The sequence below is a fragment of the Mesorhizobium sp. M0898 genome (assembly GCF_040319695.1).
Classification (GTDB): domain Bacteria; phylum Pseudomonadota; class Alphaproteobacteria; order Rhizobiales; family Rhizobiaceae; genus Mesorhizobium.
In genome coordinates this window covers 445,979-462,080 of sequence record NZ_JAMYOE010000001.1, presented here as the reverse complement: position 1 = coordinate 462,080, position 16,102 = coordinate 445,979, and the positions used below count along the sequence as shown (strand labels likewise).

The 16,102-nt window shown below is 62.7% G+C and carries 13 protein-coding genes and 1 pseudogene; 5 read left to right on the top strand and 9 right to left on the bottom strand.

The features are described 5' to 3' along the window. Window positions 1-216 precede the first annotated feature (216 nt). Window positions 217-1,695 (bottom strand): ABC transporter substrate-binding protein, encoded by a 1,479-nt coding sequence (locus NKH90_RS02265; protein WP_352816971.1) that lies wholly within the window; start codon window positions 1,693-1,695, stop codon window positions 217-219. A gap of 130 nt (window positions 1,696-1,825) precedes the next feature. Beyond that, window positions 1,826-3,115, bottom strand: a complete 1,290-nt coding sequence (locus NKH90_RS02260) for an acetylornithine deacetylase/succinyl-diaminopimelate desuccinylase family protein (protein WP_352709531.1) — start codon at window positions 3,113-3,115, stop codon at window positions 1,826-1,828. A 222-nt stretch (window positions 3,116-3,337) separates the two neighbouring features. On the opposite strand from NKH90_RS02260, the gene NKH90_RS02255 reads away from it, so the two are divergent. Beyond that, window positions 3,338-3,766: a L,D-transpeptidase gene (locus NKH90_RS02255; RefSeq protein WP_352470461.1), complete on the top strand. Its 429-nt coding sequence runs from the start codon at window positions 3,338-3,340 to the stop codon at window positions 3,764-3,766. 143 nt (window positions 3,767-3,909) lie between these two features. Here the strand turns inward: NKH90_RS02255 and NKH90_RS02250 are convergent, their stop codons facing one another. The 5 genes from NKH90_RS02250 to NKH90_RS02230 form a co-directional block, all read right to left on the bottom strand. Further along, window positions 3,910-4,902, bottom strand: a complete 993-nt coding sequence (locus tag NKH90_RS02250; protein ID WP_352816968.1) for a lipid A biosynthesis lauroyl acyltransferase — start codon at window positions 4,900-4,902, stop codon at window positions 3,910-3,912. A gap of 1 nt (window position 4,903) precedes the next feature. After that, on the bottom strand, window positions 4,904-5,932 hold the full coding sequence (locus NKH90_RS02245; protein ID WP_352816965.1) for a zinc-binding dehydrogenase: 1,029 nt from the start codon (window positions 5,930-5,932) through the stop codon (window positions 4,904-4,906). A gap of 83 nt (window positions 5,933-6,015) precedes the next feature. After that, on the bottom strand, window positions 6,016-7,305 hold the full coding sequence (locus NKH90_RS02240) for a beta-ketoacyl-ACP synthase (RefSeq protein WP_352816962.1): 1,290 nt from the start codon (window positions 7,303-7,305) through the stop codon (window positions 6,016-6,018). Between the two features lie 74 nt (window positions 7,306-7,379). Beyond that, complete coding sequence (locus tag NKH90_RS02235) at window positions 7,380-8,567, bottom strand: beta-ketoacyl-ACP synthase (protein WP_352816959.1); 1,188 nt, start codon at window positions 8,565-8,567, stop codon at window positions 7,380-7,382. A 38-nt stretch (window positions 8,568-8,605) separates the two neighbouring features. After that, entirely contained in the window at window positions 8,606-8,890 is a 285-nt protein-coding gene (locus NKH90_RS02230; protein ID WP_023719977.1) for an acyl carrier protein, read from the bottom strand. 213 nt (window positions 8,891-9,103) lie between these two features. Here NKH90_RS02230 and NKH90_RS02225 point away from each other — a divergent pair, with 213 nt between their 5' ends. From NKH90_RS02225 to NKH90_RS02215, 3 genes are all read left to right on the top strand, one after another. Continuing rightward, entirely contained in the window at window positions 9,104-9,358 is a 255-nt protein-coding gene (locus tag NKH90_RS02225) for a ribbon-helix-helix domain-containing protein (protein ID WP_352816957.1), read from the top strand. Beyond that, on the top strand, window positions 9,355-9,540 hold the full coding sequence (locus tag NKH90_RS02220) for a hypothetical protein (RefSeq protein WP_352816954.1): 186 nt from the start codon (window positions 9,355-9,357) through the stop codon (window positions 9,538-9,540). The genes NKH90_RS02225 and NKH90_RS02220 overlap by 4 nt, the downstream gene beginning before the upstream one ends. A 322-nt stretch (window positions 9,541-9,862) precedes the next feature. Further along, entirely contained in the window at window positions 9,863-11,023 is a 1,161-nt protein-coding gene (locus NKH90_RS02215; RefSeq protein ID WP_352817182.1) for an epoxide hydrolase family protein, read from the top strand. Window positions 11,024-11,248: 225 nt separating this feature from the next. Here the strand turns inward: NKH90_RS02215 and NKH90_RS02210 are convergent, their stop codons facing one another. Beyond that, window positions 11,249-11,797: a histidine phosphatase family protein gene (locus tag NKH90_RS02210; protein ID WP_352470325.1), complete on the bottom strand. Its 549-nt coding sequence runs from the start codon at window positions 11,795-11,797 to the stop codon at window positions 11,249-11,251. A 106-nt stretch (window positions 11,798-11,903) separates the two neighbouring features. Further along, entirely contained in the window at window positions 11,904-14,915 is a 3,012-nt protein-coding gene (locus tag NKH90_RS02205) for a caspase family protein (protein ID WP_352816951.1), read from the bottom strand. A 148-nt stretch (window positions 14,916-15,063) separates the two neighbouring features. Here NKH90_RS02205 and NKH90_RS02200 point away from each other — a divergent pair. Further along, window positions 15,064-16,013, top strand: a pseudogene (locus tag NKH90_RS02200) (AEC family transporter). Window positions 16,014-16,102: the final 89 nt, after the last annotated feature.

Genomic DNA, 16,102 nt, shown 5'->3' with positions numbered 1-16,102 from the left:
CGGGCGAAGCTTGCGTTCCCGCCCACCCCCCTCTGTCCTGCCGGACATCTCCCCCTCAAGGGGGGAGATTGGCAGTTTCCACGCCGGCGCTGTCCTTGCAACGCTAGTGGTTAGCGAAAGCGGCGGTGAGGGCTCAATCTCCCCCCTTGAGGGGGAGACGTCCGGCAGGACAGAGGGGGGTGTGACGGAGTGCAACTTTCGCCCTTCTGTCAGCGATCAATCCGTCCACTTCACCTTGGTCAGGTCGTTGGCCTGGATCGGGGCATTTTCCCACAGGCCCTGCAGTTTGGCGTCCCAGACGCCGACCTTCGGCAATTCGTAGAGGAAGCCGACCACGGCGTCATCGGCCAGGACCTTCTGCGCCTCGCCGAGCAGCGTAATGCGCTTGGCCTCGTCGGAGGTAAGGTTCAATTCGTCGATGATCTTATCGAAGGCCGGATTGTCATAGTTGAAGTAATAGTCCTTACGCGAATAGATATCGATGTCGTTAGGCTCGGTATGGGAAACGATGGTCAGGTCGTAGTCCTTCTTGGTGAAGACCTGGTCCAGCCATTGCGCCCATTCGACCGGGATAATCTCGAGATCGATGCCGATTTCGCGAAGCTCGGAGGCGATGATCTCGCCACCAAGCCGCGCATAGGAGGGCGGCGGCAGCTTCAGCGTCGCCTTGAAGCCATTCTCCAGGCCGGCTTCCTTCAGCAATTCCTTGGCCTTCTCCACATTGTGCGGATAGAGGCCGGTCAAGTCGACATAGGCCTTGCTGGCGGGCGACATGTGCGAGCCGATCGGCACGCCGAGGCCGGCCGAGGCGCCGTCGATGATCGCCTTGCGATCGAGCGCAAAGGAAATCGCCTGCCTGACCTGCAGCTTGTCGAAGGGCGGCTTCTTGTTGTTGATCGACAGGATGGTTTCACCCTCGGTCGAGCCGATCACCACCTTGAAGCGCGGATCGTCCTTGACCTGGGCGACGCTGTCGGGGTCGAAGAACGGAAAGGCCTGAACGTCGCCGGAAAGCAGCGCCGGAACGGCGGCGGCGGCATCCGGAATGATGCGGAACTCGGCCTTGTCGAGAAATACCGGGGCGCCCCAGTAATTATCCGACTTGACCAGCGTGATCGATGAGCCCTTGGCCCAGTTCTGGAACTTGAACGGGCCGGTGCCGATCGGTTTTTCCTTGTTGGTGTCGGCTGTCTCAGGCGCCACGATCACCGCGTCGCCCCAGCCCATATTGTAGAGGAACGAGCCTTGCGGGTTCTTCAGCGTGACCTTCACCGTCGCGGGATCGACGACCTCGACCCTGTCGATGGCGGCAAACAGGGCCTTTTGCGCGTTGACGGAATTGTCGGCGCGGGCACGGTCGAGCGAGAATTTCACGTCGTCGGCGTTGAAGTCGGTGCCGTCATGGAATTTCACGCCTGTATGCAGCTTGAAAGTGTAGACCTTGCCGTCGTCGGAAATGCTCCAGCTTTGCGCGAGATCGGGCAGCACCTCGCCGTTCGGGCCGATGCGGGTCAGGCCCTCGAAGACATTGGCATAGAGTACCTCGTCGATTGCCGCGGCGGCACCCGCGGTCGGGTCGAGATGCGGGGGTTCGAGCGTAATGCCGATGACCAGGTCGGTGCGCGCGGCCATCGCCGAGGTCCCGGCGGCCAACGCCAGCGCCGCGGCGGCCAGAATGGTTTTCCACAATTTCATCGTGCAACTCCCCATGTCTAAAACACGTGCTCAAACCCGGGCGGATAGAAGCGTGAATTCGCCGCCGAGTAAATTGCGTTTCGTACCGTGTGCCGACGCCGGGAGGAATGTTTTTCCGCCCATGGCCGGATCATGGCGGGCCGGCGCCCCTCAGCAGCACGCCGAGGCCAATCGCCATCACCTTTGCCGAGTCCAGCATGTCGGCAATGCCGACCCATTCATCGGGCCGATGGGCGAGATCGAGGATGCCCGGGCCATAGGCGATGCAGTCATAGATGTGGCCGATACGGGCGATGTGCTTCTGGTCGTAGGTGCCGGGCGAAATCACGTAATCCGGTTCGCGGTCGAATATCTCCATGATGCCTTGCGCGACCGCCTTAACCACCGGCGCGTCGCGCTCGGTCATCAGCGGCAGCACCTCCATCAGATCGCGGATTTCGTAGTCGAACTTTTTGCGCTCGCGCTTCAGCCGTTCGAGGATATCGGTCACCTCGCTCTTGACCGCAGCGAGATCCTCTTCGAGCAGGAAGCGGCGGTCGATGGTCAGCCGACAGGAATCGGGCACGTTGGGCGAGGGCAGGCCGGGCCGGAAATCCTCCGTCTGGCCGCCATGGATCGAGTTGATGTTCATGGTCGAGCGTTTTGCGCCTTCGGGCACGACCGGCATGCGCGTCATCTTGCGGTCGAGCGCCGGAAACAATTCGTCTTCGAAGGCCCGCAGCACGGCGCCCATATGGCGCACCGCATTGTCGCCGAGGAACGGCATCGAGCCGTGCGCGATCTCGCCCTTGGTCTCGATCTCGGCCCACCAGACGCCGCGATGGCCAAGGCAGATGCGGTCCTTGTTGAGCGGCTCGGGAATGATGACGTGGTCGACCTTCGGCCTCGAGAAATAGCCGAGCTTGGCCAGATGCGCGACGCCGCCAAAGCCGCCGGACTCCTCGTCGACCGTGCCTGAAATCTCGATGGCGCCGGGAAAATCGGGAAACACCTCCATGAAGGCTTCAGCGGCGATGATCGAGGCGGCAAGCCCGCCTTTCATGTCGCATGCGCCGCGGCCATAGACCTTGCCATCCCTGACGATGCCGGCGAACGGATCGAGGCTCCAGCCGTCGCCGGGCTCGACGACGTCGATATGCGAATTGAAGTGCACGCAAGCACCCGGCGCCCGGCCATCGAAGCGGGCGACGACGTTGACGCGCGGGTAACGGTCAGTGTCGCCGGGCGTGCCCTCGGCACGGATGAATTCGATCTCAAAACCACGCTTCTTCAGCCGCGCGCCGATATATTCGGCACATGGCCGATAGGCTTCGCCGGGCGGATTGATGGTCGGAAAGCGGATCAGATCCGCAGTCAGTGCAACCAGATCATCGGCTCGGTCATCGATAGCCTTGAGGAGCCGTTCGTTCGGTTCATTCATTCGGCGAATTGAGCAGCGGATGAGGGGGTTTTGCAAGCCCGATGGCGAATTGCGAGGCGATTGCGTGTCGTTACGGCAACTATTGCGGGAAATCGTTCAAATTCGCTGCTTTGGATTGGTGAAATCGTCAGGGAGTAGGTGTTAGCTCGCTGGCTTGCCATCAAAACGCTGGAGAACAGCGTGACGGCAGGCAGGCAAGGGGCATCAAAGGGGTTTGATTGCATGAAAAACACTGTTCTCATGGCAGCGGCATTAGTAGCGATGCTGTTCGGTTCGTCGTTCGAGAGCCGTGCGGCCAGCCTGGTCGCGAACATCGATATTTCCTCACAGACGATGACGGTAAGATACGGGCTTTCGTATTATCGGTGGAGCGTTTCCACCGCCCGCAAGGGCTACATCACGCCGCGCGGCAGTTACCGGCCACAGCGGACGGCCCGGATGTGGTATTCGCGCAAATACGACATGTCGCCGATGCCCTATTCGGTGTTCTTCCGCGGCGGCTATGCCATCCACGGCACCGGCGCGATCCGGCAATTGGGGCGCCCGGCATCGCATGGCTGTGTGCGCCTCCACCCCAGCAACGCCGCCGCGTTCTATTCGATGGTGCGCGAAGCCGGCTTCGGCAATACGCGGATTCTCGTGACGAATTAGGGCCTGCTCCTCGGCCCGCAATAAAAAACCCGCCGGAGCGGCGGGTTCGTTGGGGCCAAATAGCACCATATCGAAATTAGTAGCATAGCTGCCGGCACAAAGCAAGAACAAAATAAGGCTTGCACCCAAAAAAGATGGTGCGCTCAGGCGGGTTTGTCGCGCATTGTCGCTGGCCGACGCTTTTTGCGGCCGCTGATCTCCCAGCGCTTGTGGAACCACATCCACTGGCCGGGGTCTTCGCGCACCCAGCGCTCGACCACGTCGTTGAGAAGCTGGGTGGTGGCGGGGACGTCGACACTGCCGCCGGCGGTGCGCGGCAAGGTGAGTTTGTCCTCGATCTCGAGCCGGAAACGGTTGTTCGGCAGGCGTACGCAGCGCGCCGGGTAGACATCGCAATCGTAGTGCCGCGCCAGGGTGCCGAGGACCCGGTTGCTCTCGCAGGGGCGGCCGAAGAATGTCGTCTCGAGCCCGCCGGTGAATTTTTGGTCGACCAGCACGCCGATATTGCCGCCTTTCTCGAGGATGGCCGCAAGTGCGAACGAGGCACCGGTCGAAGACGGCAGCAGCGATCCCATGCTCGAGCGGCGGGTCGAGAGGATGTACTCGGCGAGGTAAGGGTTGTTGGGCGGGCGAAACAGCGCCGTGATGTTCATGCCGAAGGTCGCCGCAGCCACCGGCAGCAGCTCGAAATTGCCGAGATGCCCGGTGAAGACGATATGCGGCTTGTCCTCGCCCGCGATGCGCACGAAATGCTCCACGCCCTTGACCTCGACACGGCCCGGCTTCGTCGCAGCGGGATCGTAGTCGAACAAAGCATCGAGAAAGATGTATTCGGCGGCCAGGCGGGCCATGTTGCCCCACATGTCGGAAGCGATCGCCTCGATCTCGGCATCGCTCTTTTCCGGATAGGCCTTGCGCAGATTGTCGACGGCAACCTGATGGCGCGCTACCCAGGGGCCGATGCGGCGGGCAGCGCGGTCGGCGAAATTGAGCGCCCTGTCGGGCGGCAGCAGGCGCAGCGCGGAGATGATGATCATCGCGACGCGCGCGACCAGCCAGTAGTTGAACTGGCGAAGCCGCCTGCCATAGCGGAATCCCACGTCCCTGCGGATCTTCCTGAAGGCGTTGCCGATCATTTCAGCCGACGCGCAGGATGATCTTGCCGAAGACGTCGCGGCCTTCCATGCGCTTCAGCGCCGCATCGATGCCGTCGAAGCCGACCTCGGTGTCGATCACCGGCGCGACCAGGCCCGCGGCCATCTTCTGCATGGCGTCGGCCATATTTTCCATGCGGCAGCCGAACGAGCCGAGCAGCTTCAACTGCTGCTGGAACAACTGCATCAAATTGATCTGTGTCGACACGCCGGAGGTCGAGCCGCAGGTGACCAGCCGGCCGCCGCGCTTCAGGCACAGCATCGAGGCGGCAAAGGTGTCGGCGCCGACATGCTCGAACACCACGTCGACGCCCTTCTTCTTGGTCAGCTTGCGCACGATGCCTTCGAAGCGGTCGTCGCGATAATTGATTACGTGGTCGGCGCCGAGCGCCTTGGCCTTGTCGATCTTGTCGTTCGAGCCGACGGTGGTGATGACCATGCAGCCCATCTTCTTGGCCAGTTGAATAGCGGCGGAGCCGATGCCGGAGCCGCCGGCATGGACCAGTATCGTCTCGCCGGGTTGCAGCCGGGCATTGTCGAACAGCATGTGCTCGACCGTGCCGAAGGTGACAGGCGCCACCGCCGCGCCGATTTCGCTCACGCCTGGCGGGGCGGGGACCAGAAGGCGCGCCGGCAGGTTGATCTTTTCCTGCGCAAAGCCGTCGAGATGGAAGCCGTGAACGCCCGAGACATGCTCGCAGAGATTGTCACGGCCTTCGCGGCAGGCGCGGCAAAGACCGCAGGTGCGGGCGCCATAGATCGACACCAACTGTCCGGGCAGGAGGCTGGAAACGCCGGGGCCGACCGCCTCGACCTCGCCGGAGGCCTCGGCGCCGACGACCAGCGGCAGCTTGCGCTTGGCGAAGGCCATGCCGCGCCAGCCCCAGACGTCGATATGGTTCAGCGCCACGGCCTTGATGCGCAGCGTCACCTCGCCGAGCGACGGCGGCGGCGGTGGCGGCAGGTCCACCGTTTCAAGCCGGCGATCCTCGATAAGTTGCAATGCGCGCATGCCAGATCCCAGGTTGCGCATGACCGAGAACCGTTTCGGAAAGGACCATGCGCACGACAACAGTGCTAGAGCGGAACGGTCGCTTAGACCGGTTCCCGCGCCATGACAAGGCAGGTGTTCTGGCCGCCAAAGCCGAAGGAGTTCGACAGGACGGTGCCGACCTCGGCGTTGCGCTTGGTGTTCGGCACCACGTCGAGCACGATTGCCGGGTCGGGATTGTCGTAGTTGATGGTCGGCGGAATGATGCTTTCGCGCATCGTCATCAGCGAAAATGCGGCCTCGACAGCACCGGCAGCCGATAGGGTATGGCCGATCATCGACTTGTTCGACGAGACCGGCATTGACGAGATCCGCTCGCCGAACACCGTCGACAGCGACAAATGCTCCATCTTGTCGTTTTCGGGCGTCGAGGTGCCATGGGCGTTGACATAATCGATCCCGTCCTCGCTCAGGCCGGCATCGGCAAGAGCGGCGCGCACCGCCGCGATCGCCGGCGAACCGTCCGGCTTGGAGCGGGTGCGATGGAAGTCGTCGGCCTTTTCGCCGCAGCCGCGCAATATGCCGAGAACGGTGGCGCCGCGGGCAAGTGCTGCCTCCAGCGATTCCAGCACAAGGGCGCCCGAGCCTTCGGCCAGCACGAAGCCGTCGCGATCCTTGGAGAAGGGTTTTGAGGCCTTTTCGGGGATGTCGTTATGGGTGGAGAGCGCCGACAGAAGCGAGAAGCGGATCAGCGCCTCGGCGGTCGCCGAGCCGTCGGCGCCGATCGACAGCGCCCTGTCGCATTCGCCGCGGCGGATCGCCTCGACGCCGAGCTGGATCGCGGTGGCGCCCGAAGCGCAGGCTGTCGACAGCGTGATCGGCAGGCCGCGTGTGCCGAAACGGTCGGCAAGCCGGTCGGCAATCGAGCCGAACTGGGTGGTCTCGAAGATGTCGAGTTCCCTGAGGCCGCGCGCTACCCGCAGCAGCCTCTCGGCACCGGTGTCGTGCCTGTCTGAATTATTGGGCGCGTCGAAATTGTAGAGCGAAAAGCGCTCGCTCCAGTCGAGCTCGACCGGCGGCGAAGCGAGGAACAGCGGTCCGCCGAAATCGCCGGCATCGAGGCCGGCCTCCGACATCGCTTCCTGGGCGGCGGTTTCGGCAAGCTCATAGGTGAGGAGACTGGCGCCCTTGGAACTCGACGGCAGGAAATCGACCATGCCGGAGATGCGGGTGTTGAGATGATCGACCGGGAAGCGGGTGATCGGATGGATGCCGGACTTGCCTGAGGTAAGTGCCGCCCAATTGTCGGTTTTGCCAACACCGAGCGACGTCACCACGCCGATGCCGGTGACGGCGACGATGGGCCTGCCCATGTGGTCGTTCAGATTGGCCATTTGTTGTCCAAAAACCTGTTTCTCTTGGAGCGTCGGATCGCCCGAAACCGCGCCACACTTTTCGGTCCGATGCTCTAGGCGGCTTTGATCAGCGCCATGCCCTCGAATTGGTGATAGCCGATCGCCGTTGCAAGGACGGTCTTCGGGACACCGGCAAACGGTTTTTCGACTGTGGCGTCGAAGACAGGATAGGCGGCCTTGCGGTCGACAGCCAGCGCCGCCAGCGCCACGGCAAAGGGGAACTGCGCTTCCTTCATGTGGCCAGTCAGCGTCGAAAAGCCGCGTGCGGCGATCGCCGGATTGGCGTCGAGCGCCGATTTCTCGGCGGCGGTCGCGGCATGGGCGCCCGAAGCGCCGGAGATCGCGAGCAGCTCGCCATTCGGCAATGCGGCTTGCTTCAACAGCACGGCGATCTCGCCGTCGAGTTCGTCCCGCCGGCGCCTGGCGCGACCGGACAGGACCGGGCCGAGTTCCGCATAGATCTTCCGGCCACGGCTTTCCGCATGCTCGCGCTGCTCCAGGACGAGAAACGCGCCGCCGGATCCGGTCACCACGCCGCCGCCTTCGGCACCTTGCCTCTGCCAGACCGGCCGCCACGGACCGCGATGCAGGTAGCCGGCCAGTTCATAGCCGAGCAGCATGTCGGAATGTTCGGTCTGGAAAGCGCCGCCGACCAGTATATGCGTCGACTGGCCGGAGCGGATGCGCGCGGCCGCGGTCTCGACAGCGGCAACGCCGGCACCTTCCTCGCCCATGAAGGTGCGCGACGACCCCGTCACCTTGTGGACGATCGAGATGTTGCCGGCGAGCAGGTTGGAAAGCTGTGCCAGAAACAGCGTCGGACGCAATTCGGTGGTCAGCTTCTCGTTGAGCAGCACGTCGCGGTCATTGCGGCTTTCCGATGCCGCGAGAATGGCCGCATCGACCGCCTCGTCGCGCTCGCCGCCGCCGGCGGCCACCACCATGTCCATGGTCGCGCAGAGTTCGTCATTACCCTTGATGCCGGCATCGTCGAGCGCAAGGCCGGCCGCATAGGTGCCGAGCCTCTGCCAGGTTTCCATCTGCCGCTGGTCGCCACGCTTGGCGATCTGCAGGTTCCAGTCGATCTCGGGCAGAGGATGGACCGTATAGGGCGAGAAGCGCGAGGCCTCCAGAACCGGCTCAAGCCGTGGCTGGAGGAGCTTTTGCCAATGCGCATCCGGACCCTCGCCCAGTGACGAGACAAGGCCGATGCCTGATATGACGACGTCGTGGGGGTTCATGGGAGGCTGTTGTGGGTCGGGCGCGTCAGGCGCTGTGTTCACGTGGCGTTCTTGGCGGCGACGAGCGCGTCGATCTTGGCGCACAGGTTCTTCATGACGAAATAGTCGTCGGTCGAAGCCTTGCCGTCATTGACTTCCTGCGTCCACTTTTCCAACGGCACCTTGATGCCGAATTCCTTGTCGATGGCAAAGACGATGTCGAGGAAGTCGAGGCTGTCGATGCCGAGATCGTCGATGGTGTGGCTTTCGGGCGTGATCGTCTCGATGTCGATCTCGCTGGTGTCGGCGATGATCTTGGCGACTTTGTCGAACGTGGTGGACAAGGGCTTTTCCTTCGATTGCGGGCGGAATCTGTCCGCATGTGTTTTGGGCTGTCTAATCGGTTTTTCCGGGCAGGAAAAGGCCTGATACGCCGCGCGCAGATGGGATTGCTGCCCAGGCAGAGCAATAGGGGTCGCTGGTAACCCCCGGCGATATGCCGAAACCGCCCCATCTCTGACCATTGGGTGTACCAATGTACCATGGTACAAAGATCTATGACCATAGAACGCGTGCAGACCGGGGTGCGCCTGGAAAAACGATTGGTGAAGGTGCTCAAGGCCTTGGCTGAGCATCGCGACATGAGCCTGGGTGACCTCATCGAGGGCATCCTGCTGCATGCTTTCGAAGGCCGGACACCGTTCTCCGCGGCGACCCTGGAAACAATCGGCCAATTGAAGCGCATCTACGAAATGGAGCTTGCCGCAGCGGACAGCCACGGTCTGGCGGAAACCGGCGGGGAGGGCGGATGACGAGCCATCTTGAGCGCAGCCACAGCATCGTGCTTTCGGGGCCGATCGACCGCGGCTTCCCGCTGTTCACGCCGATCGGAGAGACCCTGTGGGTGGACGGCTGGCGTATCGCATCCGCTATGTTCGCGTTACGCGGATTCGCGTTTCGGATTTGTCGAGGTGGCCTGCCGACCGACCACTAACGGAGGCACGGAGGCGTCGATTACCTATGCGTTCACGGCCTTGGAGCCCGGCAGGAGCATCCTATCTGTCCGAACTTACAGAGGACGCGTTCGCGGACATGATCGAGGGATGGAAGCTCCGTGTCGACGCTTGGCTGGTAGCGGTGAAAATCTGACGCCAAGTAACTTAAACGAATTGCCACTAAGGGTGGAATGTTACCTTCGTCTCGTAGATGGGAACGAGCAAGTAGCGGACAAAGCGGTCGCTCAGTGAAGTTTCCTGCGTTCTGTGCCTTGATGATGGGACAATTCTTCGCCGCTGATCGGAGCAACACCCGTGGCCATGCATTCCTTCCACATCCACATCCCGGATGAACAGATCGAGTACCTACAGCGTCGTATCCAATCGACAAGATGGCCGTCGTCGATCTTCGCATACGGATGGGACGACGGTACTGACGTTGATTTCCTCAGAAAGCTTTCACGTTACTGGGAATACGATTTCAGGTGGCGCGATCACGAAAAACGTCTGAACCTGTTGCCTCAGTTTAGGGTCACGATAGACGGGTGCGACATCCATTTCGTTCATCAGAAAGGAAAGGGGTCAGCACCCTTGCCGTTGATCCTCACTCATGGCTGGCCCGGCTCCTTCGCCGAGTTCGAGCACGTCATTCCGCTGCTCACGGATCCTGCCAAATACGGCGGGGATGCCGAGGACGCCTTCGATGTCGTCGCACCGTCGCTTCCGGGTTTCGGCTTCTCGTCCCCGCCGCATCAGGCCGGCGTTAGCTCAAAGCGTGTCGCGAAGCTGTGGCGGGGGCTGATGCGCGAACTGGGATATGATCGCTTCGCCGCACAAGGTGGCGACATCGGCGCAGGCGTCTCGACCTGGCTCGCTCGGCTTTACCCGGACGACCTTATCGGATTGCACCTGAATTACATTCCAGGCAGTTTCCGCCCGACCCTCGGTCGCGACGACCCACCTGTCACGCCGGAGGAGAAGGCATTCCTCGACAGTGCGGCGAATTTCGCTGCAACGGAGGGAGCCTACGCTTTTCTGCAGGGGACCAAGCCCCAGACGCTAGCCTTTGCACTGACAGATTCCCCAATCGGGCTAGCCGCATGGATTGCCGAGAAGTTCCGCAGTTGGAGCGACTGCGAAGGCGAACTCGAACGCGCCATCCCTCTAGACACGCTGCTTACCGACATCTCGCTCTACTGGTTCGGTAACACGATCGAGGCCTCGCTCCGGATTTACAAAGAGAACCGGCTCTGCCCCCTGATCTTCGGGCCAAGAGAGCGAATAACACCGCCCCTCGGCGTTGCAGTCTTCCCCCGAGAGCTTCCTATGCCACCTCGCTCCTGGGTCGAGCGAGTCTTCCGTGTCGAGCGCTGGACCGACATGCCGAAAGGAGGACATTTCGCGGCGATTGAGCAACCCGAACTCCTGGTCGAGGACATCCGGGCGTTTTTTCGGCCGCTGAGGCTCCGGCCGGCCAAGTAGAGGACGAAAACCTCGCCCGTTGTCACGGCTCGGAAGTCCTGATGAGACGGTACCATCGCATTCGCTTTCGTTGAAAGCGCCCGTTGGTCCTGACTAAGGGTCAATGGGTCAATGTCGACCTTCGACTCGATCAAGACCTCATCGCGGGTCGGAACCGGTATTCCGCTTAAGATACCAAACGCTAGATTTCACTACTAGCGAACGCTTCAACCGGCGCCGGCGCAGTCAGAAAGTGACGCGGCCGAGTACTCGCAGGCCGTCGCCTTGCGGCTCGACGACCACGGCTTCGCCTTCACGCGGCGAGATGCCGGTCAATTCCTTGATGTTTTCGAGATGCGTGACCATGACCAGATTGTCGGAGCCGGAATAGCCGCGGATCTCGGCCAGGATCGCAGCGATCTGGGCGGCCTTCTCCTTTTCGTCGGTCTTCAGCAGGTCAAGCGGTGCGAACGGCTCCGGTTCGCTTTCGAAAGCAATGCGGGCGGTCTCGAGGCAGCGGCAATAGCGGCTGGACAGCACGCGCTCGACCGGTGCGGCGCGGGCGCCAAACAGCGCGCCGATCTTGCGCGCCTGTTGCTTGCCGCGCTCCGAGAGATTGACCTGGGTGGCGCATTTGCCGAGGTCGAAATTGGCCGCATCGGTGGTGCCTGTGACCATGGCATGGCGAAGCAGGACCACATGCCCGCCGTCGCGCAGCAGCGCCCAGCCGGCTTCCGTCGCATGGGCTGTGGCGGAAACGGCAAGCAACAGCAGCGCCAGCACAAATCGAAGCATCAGACATCCTTTTCGGGTGACCGGCAGGCAGGTCCCCGGTGACCGGCATATAGGGACGGCAAAGCCGGCTGAAAGACAAGCCGAGTGCAACCTGCGGCCGAAACGCCTATTTCTTCGCTATCTGCTTCTTCACCAGATCGATCTTGCGGTCGGTCAGCGGGATCGGGAGTGTGTAGCCGGCTTCGGTAAAGCCCTGCTTGGCGTTTTCGAAGAATTCGATCGCCTTTTGGTATTCGGCATTGCCGCCGCCATAGCTGCCGCGGTTCCAGTGGACGTCGCCGAGATTGTTCTGCTCGAAGGCCCATTGCATCGGCTGGCTTTCGCGGGTGAAGACCTTGAGCGTTGCCTCGAAGGCGGCTTCGGCTTCGTCCAGATATTTGCCGGTGCGTTCGAGATTGCCGAGATTGATCAGGCTCATGCCGATGCCGTTCTGCGCGTTTGCCCAGTCGACGGGCGAGGTCTCGAAGGTCAGCACCTCCAGCGCTGCCCGGCGCGCGGCGATCGATGCGGCCAGTTTGCCGGGATCGGCCTCGCTCATGCTCAGCCATTGCAGCGCCGAGCCGAGGCCGGCCTGCGCCAGTGCCCATTGCCGCGGCGTCGTCTCGCGCTTGTATTCGCGCAGTGCATCGCGATAGGCCTCGATCGCCGCCTCGTAATGCACCGGCTTGTCGGTCACGCCGCCGAGCAGTTGCAGCGTGTTGCCGAGATTGTAGTGGGTCATCGCCCAGTCGAGCGGAAACTCCTTTTTGGTATAGACGCGCCGTGCCGCCCGGTATGCAGCAGCCGATTGCTCAAGCCTGGCAGGATCGCGCGTGCGCTGGCCGAGCGTCTGGTAGATCGAGCCGAGATTGTTCTCCGCCGAAGCCCAATCCGTCGGAAAACGCTGGCGTGTGAATATGGTCAGCGCGTCGCCATAGGCGGCAGCCGCCTCTTCGAGCAGGCCGGTGCCGAGATCGAAACGGGCAGCACTGCTCAGCGCGTTACCCAGATTGAGACGGCTGCTCGCCCAGGAGAGCGGGAAGGTATCGCGTGTGCGGATTTCGAGCGCGGCGCGGAAGGCGTCGGCTGCCTCGTCGATTTTTGCCTTGTCGTTGCGTTGCGTGCCCAGAGACACCAGCGTATTGCCGAGGTTGTTCTGGACCATCGCCCACTGAACGGGCGCCTTTTCGCGCGTATATTCTTCAAGCGCCAGCCGGTAGGCGGCCTCGGCCTCGGCCAGGCGCTCGCCGTCCGGTTCGCGCTCCGAAAGCGCGTAAAGCGCAAGGCCAAGGTTGCTTTGCGAGGCGGCCCAATCCAGCGGGACTTTGTCGCGCGGCCGCTTCTCCAGCGTGGCGCGCATCGCCACCACCGCCTCGTTCAGGCGTTTCGGGTCGCTCTCGCGTTCGCCGATCTTCAACAGCACATTGGCCAGGTTATTCTGGGCGGCCGCCCAGTTGAGATCATCCTTCTCGCGCTCGAACACGGCAAGCGAATCGCGAAAGATGTTCGCTGCCTCTTCCAGCCGGTCGATTTGGCGCTCGCGCTCGCCGATCGTCTGCAGCACCACCGCCATGTTGTTGCGGGTGATCGCCCAGTCGCGGTTCTGCTCGCCGTTGGGGATGAAGTTCAGGATGACGCGGTAGGCGTCGATGGCGTGCTGCAGCGCTTGCCTGTCGCCGGTGGCGTTGCCATGCGCGTTAAGCGCTTCCGCCTCCTGGTTCTTGTAGTTCCAGCGCAGCCTGTCGTCCCATTTCTCGACCAGCGAGAAGGCCTTGCCGTAATCGTTGGCGGCCGACAGATAGTCGAAGACCAGCGCCGAAGCGTCGGCGCGCCTGGCATAGATCGCCGCGTCGGCAAGACGCTTCTGCCTGACCAGATCCTCTGCCCGATCGACCACGCCGCTGGCCTGCTCGACCCGGCCCACCGCCTGGTCGAGGAAGTTGCGCGCGGTGACGATGGCGCCCTGGCCGATCGCCTTGTCGGCCGAGGCGACGAGGCGGCTGATCTCGGGGTCGTCGGTGCGCAGGGCGTTGCGTTCGGTGATCAACTTCTTCAGGCGCTCGGCCTGGGCGTCGAGCAGCTTTTGCAGGTCGGTGGGGTCCTCCGGCATGTTTTCGGTGCCGAGCGCCTTCAGCACGCCATAAAGCGCGTCGAGCGGCACGCCGTCCTGCAGCGAGGCCAGTTCGACCTGTACCCGCTTGGGGTCAGGCAACTCGGCGATCGTCAGCAGCAATTGCCGCCGCTCGCCGGTGATCAGGCCGTCGTCGCCGGTCGGCTCCTGCGGTGCAACGCCGAAATAGAGCAGCCGGCGCAGGCTTTCATTGACCCATGGCCGCTGCTTTGCCTTGGTGTCGAGATAGACCTCCTCTGTCACCATGCGCATGACCGAGCCGAACTCGGTGCCCTTCATCGCCGCGAGATGGCGCAGAAGTGCCGCTGCGTAGGGGCTGTTTTCGCCGACGATGCCATCGAGTGCCGGCCGCCCCGGCTCGGCGGCAAAGCCGATCACCGTTCCCAGATTTTCCGTCGCGGTCGCGTTTGCCAGTGCCCTGGCACCGCGCACCGGCTCCAGGCCACCGGCGCCAATCGGCGAGGCCGAGGCCGTGGGCGCCCGGCGCAGCACCGCATCCGCCGGAAACGGGTTGGTGCGGCAGGCATCGAGCAGCATGATCGTTACCGGCACGGTCGTCTTCAATTCGTCCATGACGGTGGAGATCGGCACCAGGGCCTGATCGGCGTCCTTCAATGAAGAAACATCGGCGTCGACCGGCACCAGATAGTTTTCGCCGCCGGCCTCGATGCCGTGGCCGGAATAGTAGATCAAGGCGACGTCGGCGTCCTCTGCATCCTCGGCGAAACGCTCGAGGTCGCGCTTCAGCTTTGCCGTGTCGCGGTCGGTGACGCTGCGCGCCTCGAAGCCGAGATCGGTCAGCATCTTGGCGATGTCGCGGGCGTCGTTGGCGGGGTTGGGGAGCGCCGCTATGTGCTGGTATTTCGACTGGCCGACAATCAGCGCCACGCCCTTGAGGCTCGCCGGCTCCGCGGCATGAGCCGAGGTCACCACGAGGCAAAGCATGGCGCCGACGAAAGCCGTCAGCCACGCCTGCTTGAAGAAGTGCTGATTTCCGACAGCGCCCATTCGCCGCGTCCCCCCAACAACCCTGTATAGCGCTGGCATCCAACCATGAGCAAATTCGGGCAAGATCCGAGCGGCCGGATTGTTGGCCGGTACATTCGCGAGGGAAGGGCGATTGCGCCGCCGCCGAGCCTCGCCTATCACGGGAAAAATGTCTCCGCTTACCGAAACCGTCCTCTTCGTTTTCAGTCTTGTCGGGCTCGGCTATCTTGCCGGGTTCACCGGCTATTTGAAGCCGGCGAGCGGCGAGGGCGTATCCGAATTCGCCATCAACGTGGCAATGCCGCTTTTACTGTTCCAGACCATGGTAAAGGCTGATTTCCACGGCGTGGCGCCGTGGTCGCTGTGGGGCGCCTATTTCGCAGCAGTGGCGCTTACCTGGGCTGCCGGCCATCTGGTCATTACGCGCATCTTCGGGCGGGACGCCGCGCTGGCGTCGTCGGCGGCGTGTCGTCGTCCTACTCCAACGTTGTCCTCCTCGGCGCGCCCTTCATCATCGGCGTGTTCGGGCCGGCCGGGTTCGAAGTGCTGTCACTGCTCGTTTCCATTCACCTGCCGGTGATGATGATGGCCTCGATCATCCTTTTCGAGATGTTCGGCCGCGGCGGCAGCGAGCCTGTGCATCCGCTCCGCGTCGTCAGGAGCTTTCTCAGGCGGGTATTCATCAATCCGCTGATCATCGGCATACTGGCCGGGCTGGCGTGGCGCTTCACCGGTGCGCCGCTGCCGGTGCTTGCGACGCGGCTGAGCGACGCGCTGGCCGGCACGGCCGCCCCGGTGGCGCTGTTCGCCATGGGTCTCAGCCTGCGCCGTTTCGGCATTTCTGGCAATGTAAGGCCGGCGCTGGCGCTGTCGGCGCTGAAACTGTTCCTGATGCCGGCGCTGGTTCTCGGCCTGGTCTGGCTGATCGGCCTGCCGCCATTGACGGCCAAGGTGGCGGTCATGGTTGCGGCGTTGCCGTCCGGCATCAATTCCTATCTCATCGCGGTGCAGTTCAACACCGGCCAGGCGCTGGCGTCGAACCAGATGACCATCGCCACCGCCTGTGCGGTCGTGACCACTGCGTTTTGGCTGACAGTGGTCGTCCATATTTTTGGATAAGAACCCGGTTTTTGGATAAGAACCCGGCTGCATCGCCTCTCGCTTTGGCTGGCCCAAACCCTATATGCCATCTTGTGATTGCTTGCGGG